The sequence below is a fragment of the Micromonospora auratinigra genome, from assembly GCF_900089595.1.
Classification (GTDB): Bacteria; Actinomycetota; Actinomycetes; order Mycobacteriales; family Micromonosporaceae; genus Micromonospora; species Micromonospora auratinigra.
Map to the genome: position 1 here is coordinate 4,519,385 of NZ_LT594323.1, position 14,749 is coordinate 4,534,133.

The window sequence follows — 14,749 nt, forward strand, 5'->3', positions numbered from 1 at the left end:
CGCCGCGTCCGTCAGGCGCCGGGCCAGGGCGCGGCCGGGCCCGGCCCGTACCAGCCGGGTGGGCCGTAGCCGGCCGGGTGCGCCGGGGGCGGCGGCGGGGTGAGCACCACCGGGATCGGCACCACCGGCTCGTCGGGCGCGTCGACCGGCCGCTGCGACCCGTCCGGGAACCGCAGGTGGTAGCGCTGCCCGTCCCAGACCCCGACCGGCGCCTGCGGATCCCGACCCACGAAGAACGAGCGGTACGCGCTGATCGCGTCCAGCAGCTCCCGTTCCTCCCGGGCCGTCCGTTCCCGCTCGGCCGGCTTCCGGTCCAGCCCGCGCCGCATCCCGTCGCGCAGCAACGCCAGCCGGGTCGCCGCGAACTGGTAGCCGCGCATCGCCTTGACCCCACCGTCACCGGCCACCCGGCGGGCCCAGGTACGCGCCGCGTGCCGCCGGCCGAGGCTGCCCAGCGCGGCCACCTCGGGCGGGGTGAGCCAGCCGGACCGGACGTAGTCCGGCAGGGTGCGCTCGGTCAGCCGGCCCTCCCAGGCGCGCAGCCAGACCGCCAGCCCCACCATGCCGAAGAAGATCGGCACCATCACGCCGAGATAGCCGTAGAGGGCGATCAGCGGCTTACCGGTGGCGGCGGCCAGCGACGGCAGCAGGTTCCAGGTGCCGTGCAGCATCATCGCGAGCAGCAGCCCGGCGATCGGGGCGAGGAACCGGACCCGCCGGTCGGCGGTACGCGCCGCCACGCCCAGCCCCACCCCGGTCATCGAGGTGAACAGCGGGTGGGCGAAGGCGAAGAGCAGGATCCGGACGATGAAGATGGCGATCAGCTGTCGGGCGCCGGTGGCCGGGCCGTACTCCTCGACGCCGGTGCGGTAGCCGTACCCGCCGAGGTAGAGGATGTTCTCCACCATCGCGAAGCCGGTCGCGGAGAGCCCGCAGTAGACCAGCCCGTCGGTGACGCCGGAGAACTCCCGACGCCGGAAGATCAGCAGCAGGATCGGGCCGGCGGCCTTGGTCAGCTCCTCGATGAACGGGGCGACCAGCACGGCGACCAGCGCGCTCGGCAGCCCCCAGCTCTTGAACAGCGCCGCGCCGGTCTCGTTGACCAGCAGCGAGATGGCGGTGGAGACGAACGCGCCCCAGGCGAAGCAGAAGATCAGGTATTTGAGCGGCTCGGGCTCGTACCGGTCGAGCCAGAGGAAGCAGGCCACCAGCACCGGCACCGGTAGCACCGCCGCGACCGTGCCGACCAGCAGTGCCTCGGCCCCCAGGCTCTCGCCCAGCGTGTAGACCATGAACAGCGCGCCGGCGGCGATCAGCAGCACCACCACGGCGAGCGCCACGATCCGCCGCCAGCCGAGCCGGCGCAGCGGCATCCGGGGCGCCGGCGACCCGGGCGGCGGGACGGCGGGCGCGGACGGCGGCGGCAGGGCTCCGCCGGGCGGGGTGTCGGCCATGCGGTTCAGCGTAGTCACCGTCGGCCCTCTGGTCCGGCCGCAATCGGTTCGCTATGCTCCCGGGCAGGTCACGAGTGCCAGCGCGAAGCCCCGGCTTGCTGGCCGGCAACCCTCGTAGTTCGCGGTGGGGTGCCCCGGGTGATGACCGGGCCCAGCGGCGCGTCCGCCCCTGGGCAAGCGCGGACCCCGTCCCGGTGCCCACACCTCCGGGGTCCCCTGGACCCGGGAGGTTCCGCCGTGCCCGTCACCCTCGTACCCTCGCTGCCCGCCGTGGACACGCCGCCGGCGCCGGCCCGGCCCGACCCGCTGGGCGTGCTCGGCGTACCCGGGGAGATCAACCTGGACCACGCGGCCAGCGCGCCCTGCGCGCGGGCCGCGGCCGACGCGGTGGCCGAGCTGCTGCCCTGGTACGCGAGCGTGCACCGGGGCGCGGGCGCGCTGTCGCGGCGCTGCACCCTGGCGTACGAGCGGGCCCGGCAGACGGTCGGCGACTTCGTCGGTGCCCGGGCCGGCGACCACGTGATCTTCACCCGGAACACCACCGACTCGGTGAACCTGCTGGCCCGGGCGCTGCCCGCCGGCACCACGGTGGTCACCTTCGCCGGTGAGCACCACGCCAACCTGCTGCCCTGGCCCCGTGGCTCGGTCCGGCTGCCGGTGCCGGCCGACCCCGCCGGGGCGGTCCGGGCCCTCGCCGCGGCGCTCGCCGAACTCTCCCGTGACGCCCGGCCCGGACTGCCGGTGCTGGTCGCGGTGACCGGGGCCAGCAACGTGACCGGCGAGGTCTGGCCGGTCGCCGAACTGGCCCGGGTCGCCCACCGGCACGGTGCCCGGATCCTGGTGGACGCCGCCCAGCTCGCCCCGCACGCCCCGGTGGACCTCGCCGCGCTGGACGTGGACTACCTGGCGCTCTCCGGCCACAAGCTGTACGCGCCGTTCGGCACGGGCGTGCTGGTCGGGCGGGGCGACTGGCTGGACGCGGCCGCGCCGTACCTGGCCGGGGGCGGGGCCACCAGCCACGTCGGTCCGGCCACCCACGAGGTGCGCTGGGCGACCGGGCCGGCCCGGCACGAGGCCGGCACCCCGAACCTGCTCGGCGCGGTGGCCCTCGCCGCGGTCTGCGCCGCGCTGGCCGGCGCCGACCGGGCCGCGCTGCACGCCCGGGAGCAGGCGCTGCTGTCCCGGCTGCGGCGCGGCCTGGCCGCCCTGCCCGACGTGGTGGAGCTGCGTACCTTCCCGGCCGACGCGCCCCGGGTCGGCATCGTCTCGTTCGTGGTGGCCGGTCGGGACTCCGCCGACGTGGCCGCTCGGCTGGCGGCCGCACACCGGATCGGCGTACGCGACGGGCTGTTCTGCGCCCACCCGCTGGCCCGGCGGCTGCTGAGCGAGGCGGCGGCGCGTACCGGCCGCACCGATCTCCCGCCCACCGCCCTGCGGGCCAGCCTCGGCCTCGGCACCACCGAGGCCGACGTGGACGCCCTCCTCACCGCCCTGGCCACCCTCCCCTGACCGGGCGGCTGCTGCTCACCGGCCGGCGTCGGCGGCGGTGCGCAGCCGGGCGGCCAGGGCGCGTACCTCGTCCCTGAGTTCGTCCGGCCGGTCGATCGTGAACGGCCAGCCGAGGCCGGCGAGCAGTTGCGCCGCACCGTCGAGCCGTTCGGCCCGGGTGGTGAGGCGCACTCCGTCGGGCACCTCGGTGAGGGTGCCGACCGAGGGCGGGATGCGTCGCCGCGCCTGCCCGAGGCTGGTGTGCAGCACCACGGAGATGTCGTGCGCGTACGGCACCGCGGCCAGGCCGGCGAGCACCTGTGTGGTGGGATCGAATCCGGCCGGGATGTCGAACCTGCCCTGGACGGGGCGGGCCGTCCCGATGCGGTCGAGCCGGAACGTCCGGACGTCCCCGCGGTGGTGGTCGTGACCGGTGACGTACCACCGGCCGGCGTGGAAGACCAGCCCGTACGGGTCGAGCTGCCGCTCGCCGGACCGACCGTGCCAGCTGGTGTAGGTGATGCTCACCGGTTGCTGGTGTCGGGCCGCCTCGGCGAGCACCAGCAGCACCTCGATGCCGGGCGGGGTGGGCTTCCGGGCCGGTGCGGTGAAGTCCACGGTGTCCAGCAGCGAATCGATCCGCCGGGCGAGGACCGCGGGCAGTACCCGGCGGATCTTCGCGGTCGCGCTCTCGGCTGCCGCGCCCTCGGTGGTGACCAGCCCGGCCCGGGTGGCGGCGACGAGCCCGAGCATGACGGCGACCGCCTCCTCGTCGGTGAGCATGAGGGGCGGCAGCTTGTATCCGGGCGCGAGCCGGTACCCGCCGTAGCGGCCGCGCCGGGCCTCTACCGGGATGCCGAGGTCGGCGAGGTGCCCGGCGTAGCGGCGGACCGTGCGCTCGTCCACGCCCAGCCGACCGGCCAGGTCCGCGACGGTGAAGCCGCCACCGGCCTGGAGGATCTCCAGCAACGCCAGTACGCGCGCGGTGGGGCGGGCCAAAAATCTGTCTCCTTATCCGGGCGGAATCTGTCCGGTATTGATCGTAGCGTGTGCCGCATGACGACCTTCGTACTCGTTCCCGGGTTCTGGCTCGGCGCATGGGCCTGGCGCCCGGTGACCGACGCCCTGCGGGCGCAGGGCCACGAGGTGTACCCGCTGAGCCTGACCGGCCTCGGCGAGCGTGCCCACCTGGCCCGCCCGGACACCGACCTCGACGTCCACGTCACCGACGTGGTCAACCTGCTGCGCTACGAGGACCTGCACGACGTGGTCCTCGTCGGGCACAGCTACGCCGGCGCGGTCGTGACGACCGCCGTCGCCGACCGGATGACCGACCGCATCGCCCAACTTGTCTTCGTCGACACCGGCCCGCTGCCCGACGGGGCGGCGAACGAGGACTTCAACCCGCCCCAGGAGCGGGAACGCCACGCGGCGGTGGTCGCCGAACACGGCGACGGCTGGCGGCTGCCACCCCCGCCCTGGGCCGACCTGGCGGCGGGTGCGGCGGATGTGGACGACTCGGTCGTCGCGCTGCTCAGTGAGCGGTCGGTGGCCCAACCGTGGGCGACCGCCACCACCCCGGTGCGGCTCACCGGGGCGTGGGAGAAGCTGCCCCGCCTCGGCGTGCTGTCGAGCTTCACCGCCGAGCAGGCGCGCGGGATGGCCGCCGCCGTGCCGCTGTTCCAGCACATGGCCGGCGATTCGTGGCGGTACGAGGAACTGCCGACGTGGCACTGGCCGATGCTCAGCCGACCGGCCGAGCTGGCCGAGATCCTGCACCGGGCCAGGCCGACCGGGTAGGCCCACGGTCCCGGGCGATCGGGACGGCGGGTGGCGGCGGGTGGGGGGCGAACCGGTCAGCCGACGGGTGGGGCGGTGGGGGGTTTGGGGGCGGGGCTCTGCTCGGTGGTCTCGCCGGTGCGCTGTTCCTTGTCGCCGAAGGACTGCCGGATCAGCCGGTTCGCCTCCTCCTGCTCGATGCCGGAGGCCACCATCAGGTCGCTGGCGGTGGTCCGGACCTGGGCGATCACCACGCTGCCGGAGAAGCCCACCCCCTCGGCGTACGCCCGGCCGGCCTCGCTGACCGCGCGCAGCGCCCGTTCCCGGGCCTGCTCCGGTTCCTCGCCCACGGCGAACTCGTGCCGGAGCAGGCGTACCGACTCGGCGAGGTGGGCGACGGCGTCGGGCATCGGCTCCGGCACCGGCTCCTCGTCCTCGATCATGGTGACGGAACGGCGGATCAGGGTGCCGCTGTTGCGCATCGCCCGGTCGATGGGATCGGCCGCGTCGGCGTAGTGGGTCAGCTCGCTACGGCGGTGCCAGCGGGCCGGGGAGATGGTGATGGTCTCCTTGGCGCCCTCGATCGCCTCGGTGAACGTGGCCAGCTCCTCCTTGTTCTCCCGCAGCCGGAACAGCGCCTGCTGCGCCGCCTGGCGGTCCCGCCGGCGCAGCGCGTCGGCGCAGATGTCGAGCTGGGCGGCGAGCAGGTCCAGCGCCGGCCGGGCGGCCCGGTTGAGCACCCGGAGCGGGTTGAGCGGCAGCAGGATCGCGGTCACCAGCAGCGCGATCCCACCGCCGACGAAGGCGTCGACGAAGCGGGGTACCTCCAGGTTCTGGGTGGACGGGCTGAGCGTCACGATCAGCACGGCGGTCGCGGCCGCCTGGATCACGATGGCCACGCTCGCCCCGGCGAAGATGGTCAGCAGGATCGCCGCGGTCACCACCAGGCCGAGCTGCCAGGCCCCGGCCCCGAGGAAGTAGATCAGGACGTCGCCGAGGAACACCCCGATCGCCACCCCGAGGATCAGCTCCACGGTCCGCCGGAACCGCTGGCCCACCGACGCGGCCAGGGTGCCGACGGCGGAGATCGGCGCGAAGACCGGCTGCGGGTTGCCGAGCAGTTGGTGGGAGACCACCCAGGCCAGGGCGGCGGCCACCCCCGCCTGGAGGGCGAGCCCGGCGGCCATCCGTACCCGGTGCAGCCGGTCGTGCAGGGTGGCCTTGCTCCGGTCGCGGAGCTGCTCCATCGCCGCGGCGACCCGGGGCCCGTCGACGTCGACCAGCCCTTCCCGCAGGCTGGTACGCCGCATGAACGGCGGTCGTCGGTCCCGGGCCACGGCCATGGCCGGGACTACCCGTCCGGCCCCCGCTGAATCCTCGCCGGAGTGCGGCAGACTGCACCGGGTGGAGGAGCTGATCGAGCGGTGGCGGGCGGCGGCCGGGGCGGCGGGCGCCACCGACCCGGCGGCGGTACTGCGGGCCGGGGACCGGTTGCTGGCCGGCTGGCGGGAGCCGCACCGGCACTACCACGGGGTGCCGCACCTGCGCGCGGTGCTGGACGTCGTCGACGCGTACGCCGGCGCGGCCGGCCGCCCGGAGCTGGTCCGCCTGGCGGCCTGGGCCCACGACGCGGTCTACGACCCCCGGGCGGGTGGTGACGCCAACGAGCGGGCCAGCGCCGAGCTGGCCGGCGAGCTGCTCGCCGACGCCGGGCTGCCCGCGCCGGCGGTGGCCGAGGTACGCCGACTGGTGCTGCTCACGGCCGGTCACGCGGTCGGCCCCGACGACCCGGACGGCGCCCTGCTCTGCGACGCCGACCTGGCGATCCTGGGCGCCGACCCGGACGCCTACGACGGCTACGCCGCCGCCGTCCGGCGGGAGTACGCCCACGTCCCCGAGGAGACCTTCCGTCCCGCCCGGGCCCGGGTCCTGCGGGCCCTGCTCGCCCTGCCCACCCTCTACCGCCTCCCGGCCCCGCACGCCCGGTGGGAATCCCGCGCCCGCGCCAACCTCACCCGCGAACTCACCACCCGCACCCCCTGACCACCCCCACCCACCCCACCCCGCCCCGCGAGACCCCGCCCCACGAGGCTCGACGATCTTGCACTTACTGCCCCAGGTGGGGCGGCGGGGAGCGGAAGGGGCGATCAGCGGACGGCGTGGGGGTGGGGGCGGGCGGGCGTCGGCACAGGTGGCGGGAGGGTGCCGGAGGAGAAGGGTGCGGGGTGGGACCGGCGGGGGACGTGGAGGTGTTTGGGACGGCGCAGACCGGCGTCCCGGAGCAGGCGGACCAGCTCGCGGCTCGGCACGGGTTCGGCGCCCAGCCAGACGGCCACCCGGAACCGCTCGGCGGGCAGGTCGTAGTGGTCCCGGTCGAAGGCCCGCCGGGGCGCGCCCAGCAGCTCGGCGAAGGCGTGCAGCTCCGCGTACGACACGTCGCTGATCAGGTGCGACCAGAGGCGGCCGCGCCAGGGCACCGAGGGCCGGTCCAGGTAGAGCATGGGCAGCAACGGTACGCCCGGCTAGCCTTCCCGGCATGGCCGCCAACCCCCTCGTCGACGAACTGCGCGCCGCCCTCGGCGCCGCCGCCGTGCTGACCGACCCGGACCTGCTCCGCACCCACCAGCGGGACGAGGCCGACCTCTGCGACGCGGGCACCCCGCTGGCGGTGGTGCGCCCGCGCAGCACCGCGGACGTGGTGGCGGTGGTCCGGGCGGCCGGCCGGCACGGCGTACCGGTGGTCCCGCAGGGGGCGCGGACCGGGTTGGCCGGCGCGGCGAACGCGGTCGACGGCGCGGTGCTGTTGAGCACGGTGGCGATGGACCGGATCCTGGAGATCGACCCGGTGAGCCGGATCGCGGTGGCCCAGCCCGGCGTGGTCAACGCGGCGCTGGCCGGCGCGGTCCGCGCGAAGGGACTCTGGTACCCGCCGGACCCGGGCTCCTGGGAGTCCTCCACGCTCGGCGGGAACGTGGCCACCAACGCGGGCGGGATGTGCTGCGTCAAGTACGGCGTGACCAGCGAGTACGTGCTCGGCCTGGAGGTCGTGCTCGCCTCCGGCGAGGTGCTGCGGACCGGCCGGCGGACCGCCAAGGGCGTCGCCGGATACGACCTGACCCGGCTCTTCGTCGGCTCCGAGGGCACCCTCGGCGTGATCACCGAGGTGACCGTCGCGCTGCGGCCGGCCCCGGAGGAGTCGCTGACCCTGGTCGCGGTCTTCCCCACCACGGCGACGGCCGGCAGCGCGGTCGCCGGGATCGCCGAGCGCGGACTCACCCCGAGCCTGCTGGAACTGCTGGACCGGACGCACCTGCGGGCCATCGAGGCGTACCGGCCGATGGGGTTGCGCACCGACGCGCAGGCGCTGCTGCTGGCGGCCGTGGACACCGGCTCCCGGGCGGCGGACGACCTGGCCCGCCTCGCCGAGGTGTGCACGGCGGCCGGCGCCGACGAGGTCTACGCGGCCACCGACGCGGCGGAGGCCGCCGCCCTGCTCCAGGCCCGGCGGCTCGCCCACCCGGCGATGGAACGCTTCGCCGCCGACACCTTCCCCGACGGCAACGGTGGCCTGGTCATCGACGACGTGGCGGTGCCGCGCGGGGCGCTGGCGGCGCTGCTGGACGGGGTGGCCCGGATCGCCGCGGAGTGCGACGTGCCGATCGGGGTGGTGGGGCACGCCGGCGACGGCAACATGCACCCGAACATCGTGGTCGACCGGGCCGACCCGGCCAGCGTGGCACGCGGCCGGCGGGCCTTCGACGAGATCATGCGGCTCGGGCTGGACCTGGGCGGCACCTGCACCGGCGAGCACGGCGTCGGCCTGCTCAAGCGGGACTGGCTGGCCCGGGAGATCGGCCCGGTCGGGATCGGGGTGCACCGGGCGATCCGGGCCGCGCTCGACCCGGCCGGACTGTTCAACCCCGGCAAGCTGTTCTAGGACTTGTCCTCGGCCGGCGTGGCCTGGGTCAGCAGCAGCAGGACCTGGTAGGCGACGGCCGGCTTCGGCTCGCCCGGACAGTCCTGCGTGGTGATGGTCAGCCCGGGCGGGATCAGCAGGCTGGAGGTCAGCGCGTCGATGCAGCCCTGCTTGTACTGGCGCGCCTCGTCGGTCTCCTTCGCCAGCGCGGGGTCGGCCAGCATCCGCTGCAACCGTTGGGTCTGCTCGGGGTTGAGCTGACCGGTCGAGTCGACCCCGTCACCGGCGCAGTCCTTGCACTGCCAGCGACCGGCCGGGTCCACCTCCAGCGTGCGTGCCGGGCCGTCGGCACCCACCTTCTGCACCAGCGACACCGGCTTGCCGGCCGGCCCTGTCGAGGTGGAGGGGGCCGGTGTGGTGCCGCCCTCGGCGCGGAACACCGAGCAGCCGGTCAGGGCGATCGCCAGCACCAGACCGGCGGAGAACGGGAGCAGACGCGACGACGAGGGGCGAACCACGCACGGAACCTACACTTCCGTAGGTAGCGTGCGGTAGCCGCCGACCGGGCGCTCGTGCGCCCCTCAGCGGGGGGACGAGGGAAGCTCGACGCTGTCTCCGTCGACACCCCGGTCGGCCGCGAAGCCGCGGACGTCGGGGGCACCCAGGCGAGCGGCGTCGGCGGCCACGTCGTCCGCCATCGCCTGGGAGAGCCGTTCGGCCTCGACCCGGGCCCGGTAGTGAGTGACCTCACGCGCCCGGGTCGCCTCGTCCCAGCCGAGCACCGCGCCCATCAACTCCGCGGCGTGCTCGGCCGACTCCAGGCCGCGATGGCTGGTCTCGAAGGAGATCCGGGTACGCCGGGTCAACACGTCCTCCAGGTGCAGCGCCCCCTCGGCGCGGGCCGCGTACGTGACCTCGGCGGCCAGGTACTCCGGCGCCCCGGCCAGCGGGGAGCCGAGCAGCGGATCGGCGTCGACCAGGGCGAGCAGGTCGCGGGTGAGCGAGCCGTACCGCTCCAGCAGGTGCTCCACCACCCCGACCGGTACGCCGTGCCGGCGGGCCAGGTCGGCCCGGTCCCGCCACATGGCCGGGTACCCGTCGGCACCCAGCAGCGGCAGGTCGGCGGTCCGCGACGGGCGGGTCCAGCCGAGCCGGTGCACCGCCCGGTCGACCACGTCCGACGCCATCACCCGGTACGTCGTGTACTTGCCGCCGGCCACCAGCAGCAGGCCGAGCATCGGCTCGACCACCGCGTGCTCGCGGGAGAGCTTGGAGGTGGAGTCGGCCTCGCCGGCCAGCAGCGGGCGCAGCCCGGCGTAGACGCCCTCGATGTCGGCGGTGGTCAGCGGCCGGTCCAGCACCGTGTTGACCTGCTCCAGCAGGTAGTCGATGTCCTTCGCGGTGGCCGACGGGTGGGACCGGTCCAGCCGCCAGTCGGTGTCGGTGGTGCCGATGATCCAGTGGCCGCCCCACGGGATGACGAAGAGCACGCTGGTCGCCGTACGCAGGATCAGGCCGGTCTCGCCGGTGATCGCCGAACGGGGCACCACCAGGTGCACGCCCTTGGACGCCCGGACGCGGAAGCCGGGACGCAGCCCGACGTCGTTGAGCATCCGGGACATGTCGTCGCTCCACACGCCGGTCGCGGCGATGACGGTGCGGGCGCGTACCTCGAACTCGGCGTCCGGCGCGTCGGCGGGCGCCTCCAGGTCGCGGACCCGGACCCCGGTCACCTCGCGGGCCTGCCGGATCAGCCCGACGGCCCGGGCGCTGGTCACCACGGTCGCGCCGAGGCTGGCCGCGGTGCGGGCCAGGGTGACCACCAGCCGGGCGTCGTCGACCTGCCCGTCGTAGTAGCGGATCGCCCCGGCCAGCCGGTCGGCGCGCAGGCTGGGGAAGGTCCGGCGGGCCCCCTCGCGGGTCAGGTGCCGGTGCAGCGGCATGCCCCGCCCGCCGCCGAAGATCCCGGCGAACACGTCGTACGCGGCCACCCCGGCGCCGTAGTAGGAGCGGCGGAAGATCCGCCCGGGCAGGTCCCGCAGCCGCCCGGCGGCGGGGAGCGGGACCAGGAACGGCACCGGCCGGACCAGGTGCGGGGCGAGCCGGGTGGCGAGCAGGCCGCGCTCGGTCAGCGCCTCGTGGACCAGGTGGAACTCCAACTGCTCCAGGTAACGCAGGCCGCCGTGGATGAGTTTGCTGGACCGGCTGGAGGTGCCGGCGGCGTGGTCCCGCGCCTCCACCAGGGCCACCTTCAGGCCGCGGGACGCGGCGTCCAGCGCGGCTCCCGCCCCGGTCACGCCGCCGCCGATGACCAGCACGTCGAACTGCTCCTCGCGGAGCCGGCGCAGGTCGTCGGCACGGCGCTCGACGGAGAGCTGACCGGCCGTGGATCGGGACACGTTGGGGTCGCGCACGGCTCCACCGTAACCGTCCCGGCGCTCCGGCGACATCTGCCCGCCGGGCCGTACCGTGATGGTCATGACGGTCGGTCCCCCCACAGCCCCTCCCCCGGCGCCGATGGCCCACCCCGGGCAGGGCGGGCCGTGGCCGGTGGTCGCGGCCGTCCTCACCGGGTGCTGGGCGGTGCTGGTCACCACAGCCGGTCAACTGGTCGGCTGGGTGGTCGACCAGGGGGTGCTGGCCGCCGGCCTGGACCGGTCGCTGCTGGTCTGGCCGGTGGTCGCGCTGGTCACCGTGCTGCTGGTGGGCGCGCCCGCGCTGGCGCTGGCCCTGCTGCCCCGCGCGCCGGCGGTCCGCGCGACCGGCCGGGTCTGGCTGGCCGCCACGCTGGCGTCGGGGCTGCTGGTCCTGCTCCGCACGGTGCCCCCGGTGCACCAGGAGGCGTACCTGGCCGCGCTGGCCGCCACCGCCGCCCTGCTCGCGCTGGCCTACTCCCGCCGTCCCCGCCGGCGCACCGGCCCGACCGACCGCGAGCCGGAGCCGCCCGGCCCGGTCCCGGCCGGCCGCCGGCCCGGAGCCACCCCACCGGCCGACCCGCAGCCCGACGCCACCGGCCCCGCGCCGGCCGACCGGCAGCCCGACGCCACCGGCCCCGCGCCGGTCGACCGGGAGCCCGGGCCCGCCGGCAGCACGCCCGCCGGGCGCGGGCCGGCACCGGCGGACGGCCGACCGGTGCGACTGCTGGCGGTGGCCGCCGGGCTGGCGATGCTGCTGCCCTGGGCCTGGGTGGGCGCGCTGGGCGGCTGGCTGGAGACGCTGCTGGCGGCGCTGGCCGCCGCCGCGCTGGGCGCGCTGGCCGGGGCGCTGCTCGACGGCGGGTTCTGGGCCCGGTTCACGGTCGGCCGGCCACCCCGGCCGGCCCGGCTGGTGCTGGTCGGCGGCTTGGTCGCCGGGGTGGCCCTGGTGCTGCTCGCCGCCGGGGCCGGCCAGTCCGGGGCGCAACTGCCGGGCCTGTTCCTGCTGCCGCCGCTCGGGTTCGTGCTGGGCGCGCTGGAGGCCGCCGCCCGGCGCGGCGGCGGCGACGCCCGGGGCACCGCCCGCTGGCTGGTCGGCCTCGCCCTGTTCGGGCCGCTGGCCTTCGCCGACCCGGAGGAGATCACGGTCGTCCTGGCGACCGCCCGCGACGTGCCGTTCTGGGTCGCGGTCGGCACCGGCGTCGCGCTCGCCGTCGCGGTCCTGCTGGCCGTCGGGTACGGCGTCCTGCTGGCCCGCCCCGGCGCGGGCGCGCCGCGCCGGCGGCTGGCCGGGACGGTCGCGGCCGTCCTGCTCGCCGCGGTGGCCGTGGTGTACGTGGTCCCCGGCCAGCCGGGCAGCTACGGCGAGCGGCTGCTGGTGGTGCTGCGCGCGCAGGCCGACCTGGCCGGGATCCCGGCGGGTAAGCCCGGCCGGGCGGGACGGGACGCCTGGGCGGCCGAGGTGTACCGGCGACTGGTGGCGACCGCCGACCGGACCCAGGGCGACCTGCGCCGGGAGCTGACCCGGCTGCGCCTGCACCCCACGCCGTACTACCTGGTCAACGCCATCGAGACGGACGGTGGCCCGGAGGTGCGGGCCTGGCTGTCCGGGCGACCCGAGGTGGCCCGGGTGCTGGTCAGCCAGCGGCCGCGACCGCTGCCGGCGGCGGCCCCACCGGCCCGGGGCGACCGGCCGGCCCCGACCGGGCCGGTCTGGAACGTCTCGCTGATCGGCGCCGACCGGGTCTGGTCGGAGCTGGGCGTGACCGGTGCCGGCGTGGTGGTGGGCAGCTCCGACTCGGGGGTGGACGGCCGCCACCCGGCGCTGGCCGCGGGCTTCCGGGGCGGCGACGACTCCTGGTACGACCCGTGGGGGCGCAGCCGCACGCCGGGCGACCGGAACGGGCACGGCACCCACACGGTGGGCAGCGCGGTCGGCCGGGACGGCATCGGCGTGGCCCCCGGGGCGAGCTGGGTGGGCTGCGTGAACCTGGCCCGCAACCTGGGCAGCCCGGCCCGCTACCTGGACTGCCTCCAGTTCATGCTGGCCCCCTTCCCGGCCGGTGGGGACCCGTTCACCGACGGCCGGCCGCAGCGGGCGCCGGACGTGCTGACCAACTCGTGGGGCTGCCCGCCGATCGAGGGCTGCGATCCCGGGGCGCTCCGGCCGGCGACCGCCGCGCTGGCGGCGGCCGGCATCCTGGTGGTGGTGGCCGCCGGCAACACCGGTCCGTACTGCGCCTCGGTGACCGACCCGCCGGCCCCGTACCCGGACGTGCTGACGGTCGGTGCGGTGGACCGGGCGCGGCAGCTCACCCGCTTCTCCAGCCGGGGCCCGGCCGCCGGGGACGCGGCCAAGCCGGACCTCGTCGCGCCGGGGGCGGACGTGCTGTCGGCGTTCCCCGGGGGCGGCTACGCCGCGCTGGACGGCACCTCGATGGCGACCCCGCAGGTGGCCGGGGTGGTGGCGTTGATGTGGTCGGCGAACCCGGCACTGGTCGGCGACCTGGCCCGGACCCGGCGGATCCTGCAGGACACCGCCACCCCGGCCGGCGTGCCGCCGGACGCCCGGCGCTGCGGTGGCGAGCGTGACCTGGTGGGCGCCGGCCTGGTCGACGCGTACGCGGCCGTCGAGGCGGCGCGGGCCGCCCGCTGAGCAGGCACTGTTGACAACACTGCCGATGGCCTAGGGTCGGCGGGCATGGACGCCGAGATCATCGAGTGGGACCAGGGCCGCCTGCCGGCGGTCGTCGAGCTCTGCCGCCGCTCCCTCGACCTGCCGGAGGACGCCGCCGAGGCAGCGGCCGTGGTGGACACCCTGGCCGTCCGCGCGGCGGTCGACCGGCCGGTGCTGCGGCTCGGCGCGGTACGCGACGGCGAGCTGATCGGGGTGCTGGTCGCCTCGCTCTCGGCGCGGGACGGCCGGCTGGGTCACGTCGACCTGCTGGCGGTGACTCCGGCGCGGCGGCGGCAGGGGGTCGGGCGGGCCCTGCTGGCCGAGGCGGAACGGCGGCTCGCCGGCCTCGGCGCGACCGAGCTGCTGCTGGCCGGGAACCCGCCGTACTACGCCTGGCCCGGCATCGACGTGCGCTACACCCCGGCGGTCTGCGCGGCGCTGCGCCTCGGTTTCCGGCAGGACCGGACCGCCTGGAACATGACCGCGGAGCTGACCACCGGGTCCCCGGCGCTGCGCCCGACGGAGCCCGCCGAGCACCGCCTGGCCGAGCGGGGCGTCACGGTACGCCGGGCCGGACCGGCGGACCTGCCGGCGCTGACCGCCTTCGCCCGGGACACCTTCGGCGGGTCCTGGGACGGCGAGCTGGCCGGGTCGGTGGGCCGGCCGGGGGCGGGCGCGCACCTGGCCGAGCGGGACGGGGAGGTGCTCGGTTTCGCCGCGTACGGCTCGTCCCGGCCGAGCTGGTTCGGCCCGATGGGGACGGCTCCGGCGGCCGAGGGCACGGGGATCGGCGGGGTGCTGCTGCGCCGCTGCCTCGCCGACCAGGCGGCGGCGGGTGTCGACCGGGCACAGATCGGCTGGGTGGGACCGGTGCCGTTCTACGCCGGGGCGGCGGGCGCGCGGATCGAGCGGGTGTTCTTCCTGTACCGCCGGGACCTGAACGGACATAAGTAACGAAACGTCATTCGGCCTCCCCGGTGATCGCCGTCCCCTAGCGTCGGGTGGTGCGGAGGAGGCGGCC

General features: G+C 76.3%; 11 protein-coding genes, 1 pseudogene and 1 riboswitch. Of the genes and pseudogenes, 6 read left to right on the forward strand and 6 right to left on the reverse strand.

The genetic code is table 11. The features are described 5' to 3' along the window. Positions 1-11: 11 nt before the first annotated feature. Positions 12-1,497, reverse strand: a pseudogene (locus GA0070611_RS20240) (PrsW family intramembrane metalloprotease). Between the two features lie 23 nt (positions 1,498-1,520). Next, a riboswitch (SAM riboswitch) is annotated at positions 1,521-1,640 on the forward strand. Between the two features lie 84 nt (positions 1,641-1,724). Here GA0070611_RS20240 and GA0070611_RS20245 point away from each other — a divergent pair. Beyond that, positions 1,725-2,963, forward strand: a complete 1,239-nt coding sequence (locus tag GA0070611_RS20245) for an aminotransferase class V-fold PLP-dependent enzyme (RefSeq protein WP_231921543.1) — start codon at positions 1,725-1,727, stop codon at positions 2,961-2,963. 15 nt (positions 2,964-2,978) lie between these two features. On the opposite strand, the gene GA0070611_RS20250 is transcribed toward GA0070611_RS20245, so the two are convergent. Then, positions 2,979-3,941, reverse strand: coding sequence for a helix-turn-helix transcriptional regulator (locus GA0070611_RS20250; protein WP_091666649.1), 963 nt, complete (start codon positions 3,939-3,941; stop codon positions 2,979-2,981). A 57-nt stretch (positions 3,942-3,998) separates the two neighbouring features. Between GA0070611_RS20250 and GA0070611_RS20255 the strand changes: the two genes are divergently transcribed. After that, positions 3,999-4,742, forward strand: coding sequence for an alpha/beta fold hydrolase (locus GA0070611_RS20255; protein ID WP_091666652.1), 744 nt, complete (start codon positions 3,999-4,001; stop codon positions 4,740-4,742). A gap of 56 nt (positions 4,743-4,798) precedes the next feature. On the opposite strand, the gene GA0070611_RS20260 is transcribed toward GA0070611_RS20255, so the two are convergent. Further along, positions 4,799-6,031 carry an FUSC family protein gene (locus GA0070611_RS20260; protein ID WP_231921170.1) on the reverse strand — a complete coding sequence of 411 codons (1,233 nt, stop codon included), beginning with the start codon at positions 6,029-6,031 and terminating at the stop codon, positions 4,799-4,801. A gap of 94 nt (positions 6,032-6,125) precedes the next feature. Here GA0070611_RS20260 and GA0070611_RS20265 point away from each other — a divergent pair, with 94 nt between their 5' ends. Beyond that, positions 6,126-6,764: an HD domain-containing protein gene (locus GA0070611_RS20265; RefSeq protein WP_091666654.1), complete on the forward strand. Its 639-nt coding sequence runs from the start codon at positions 6,126-6,128 to the stop codon at positions 6,762-6,764. Positions 6,765-6,868: 104 nt separating this feature from the next. Here the strand turns inward: GA0070611_RS20265 and GA0070611_RS20270 are convergent, their stop codons facing one another. Beyond that, positions 6,869-7,222 carry a DUF4031 domain-containing protein gene (locus GA0070611_RS20270; protein WP_091666657.1) on the reverse strand — a complete coding sequence of 118 codons (354 nt, stop codon included), beginning with the start codon at positions 7,220-7,222 and terminating at the stop codon, positions 6,869-6,871. 35 nt (positions 7,223-7,257) lie between these two features. Here GA0070611_RS20270 and GA0070611_RS20275 point away from each other — a divergent pair, with 35 nt between their 5' ends. Then, the gene (locus GA0070611_RS20275) at positions 7,258-8,658 is read left to right on the forward strand and encodes an FAD-binding oxidoreductase (protein ID WP_091666659.1); all 1,401 of its coding nucleotides are present in this window, start codon (positions 7,258-7,260) and stop codon (positions 8,656-8,658) included. Here the strand turns inward: GA0070611_RS20275 and GA0070611_RS20280 are convergent. Together GA0070611_RS20280 and GA0070611_RS20285 are read right to left on the reverse strand one after the other, a co-directional pair. Then, complete coding sequence (locus GA0070611_RS20280) at positions 8,655-9,155, reverse strand: hypothetical protein (RefSeq protein ID WP_091666662.1); 501 nt, start codon at positions 9,153-9,155, stop codon at positions 8,655-8,657. The two genes, GA0070611_RS20275 and GA0070611_RS20280, sit on opposite strands and share 4 nt — an antisense overlap. 63 nt (positions 9,156-9,218) lie before the next feature. Next, positions 9,219-11,087, reverse strand: a complete 1,869-nt coding sequence (locus tag GA0070611_RS20285) for a glycerol-3-phosphate dehydrogenase/oxidase (protein WP_331715357.1) — start codon at positions 11,085-11,087, stop codon at positions 9,219-9,221. 28 nt (positions 11,088-11,115) lie between these two features. Here GA0070611_RS20285 and GA0070611_RS20290 point away from each other — a divergent pair, with 28 nt between their 5' ends. Both GA0070611_RS20290 and GA0070611_RS20295 read left to right on the forward strand, forming a co-directional pair. Continuing rightward, complete coding sequence (locus GA0070611_RS20290; protein ID WP_407940378.1) at positions 11,116-13,707, forward strand: S8 family serine peptidase; 2,592 nt, start codon at positions 11,116-11,118, stop codon at positions 13,705-13,707. 45 nt (positions 13,708-13,752) lie between these two features. Continuing rightward, positions 13,753-14,682: a GNAT family N-acetyltransferase gene (locus GA0070611_RS20295; RefSeq protein WP_091666667.1), complete on the forward strand. Its 930-nt coding sequence runs from the start codon at positions 13,753-13,755 to the stop codon at positions 14,680-14,682. The last annotated feature ends 67 nt before the right edge of the window (positions 14,683-14,749 follow it).